This is a genomic window from Streptomyces sp. WAC04114 (genome assembly GCF_019733245.1).
In the GTDB taxonomy this organism is placed as follows: Bacteria; Actinomycetota; Actinomycetes; order Streptomycetales; family Streptomycetaceae; genus Streptomyces; species Streptomyces massasporeus_A.
On sequence record NZ_JAIGQA010000384.1, the window covers coordinates 1 to 986 of the forward strand.

Consider the following 986-nt stretch of genomic DNA (forward strand, 5'->3'; position numbering starts at 1 on the left):
CCCCAGGTGACAGCCAGCAGCAGGAGCAGGAGGACGACGTAGGCGAGGCTCAGTAACACCGTGCCGACCACCGGGCGGCACCGCTGGTGGCGCCCGGTGGTCGGCACGGTGTTACTGAGCCTCGCCTACGTCGTCCTCCTGCTCCTGCTGCTGGCTGTCACCTGGGGTCTGGGAACGGCGCTCGGTGCGCCGGAACTGCCCGACGGGGGCGTCGACTTGGGGCCGCTGGGGAACACCGCGATGGATCTGGTGTCCCTGGCGATTGCCCTGCCCCTGGTGCTGCTGGCCACGCTGTGGCCGGCGAGACGGCGCGCCGGCACCGTCTCCTCGGTGACCGGACGGCTGCGGACCGGCTGGCTCGGGTGGTGTCTGCTGGCCGGGCTGCCGCCCATCCTCCTGCTCACGGTGATCGCCTTCTTCCTGCCGGGCGACTCGGGCGGGTCCGACACATGGGTGGGGTGGAGCTCCTTCCTCGCGGCCCTGGCCGTGCTGGCCGTCCTCGTGCCGTTGCAGGCCGCGGCCGAGGAGTACGTGTTCCGGGGCTGGCTGACCCAGGCGGTCGGGGCGTTCGTGCGCTCCCCGTGGTTCGCGGTGCTCCCGCAGGCCGTGCTGTTCGCCGCGGCCCACGGCTGGGGCACCCGGTGGGGCTTCCTCGGTCTGCTGGTGAACGGCTTGGTGGCGGGGCTGCTCACGATCCGCACCGGCGGGCTGGAGGCGGCGATCGCCCTGCACGTCCTGAACAATCTGCTGGCCTTCGGCGTCTCCGCCGCGGTCGTCGACGGACTGACGTCGGACGAGACCGCCGCAGACGCCCCCTGGCCGCTGGCCCTCACCGCCGTGGTCACCGATCTGCTCTACGCCGCACTCGTGTTGTGGCTCGCCCGGCGGCACGAGCCGCAGCGCCTCTCGCACCCGGCGCCGCCGGGCGAGCCACAACACGAGTGCGGCGTAGAGCAGATCGGTGACCACGGCGGTGAGGGCCAGCG

The 986-nt window shown here is 72.8% G+C and carries 1 protein-coding gene; it reads left to right on the forward strand.

What is annotated here, in order from left to right; genetic code table 11:
- Positions 1-108: 108 nt before the first annotated feature.
- Positions 109-986 (forward strand): type II CAAX endopeptidase family protein (locus K4G64_RS39340; RefSeq protein WP_308122616.1); only part of this gene is annotated, 878 nt, incomplete at its 3' end.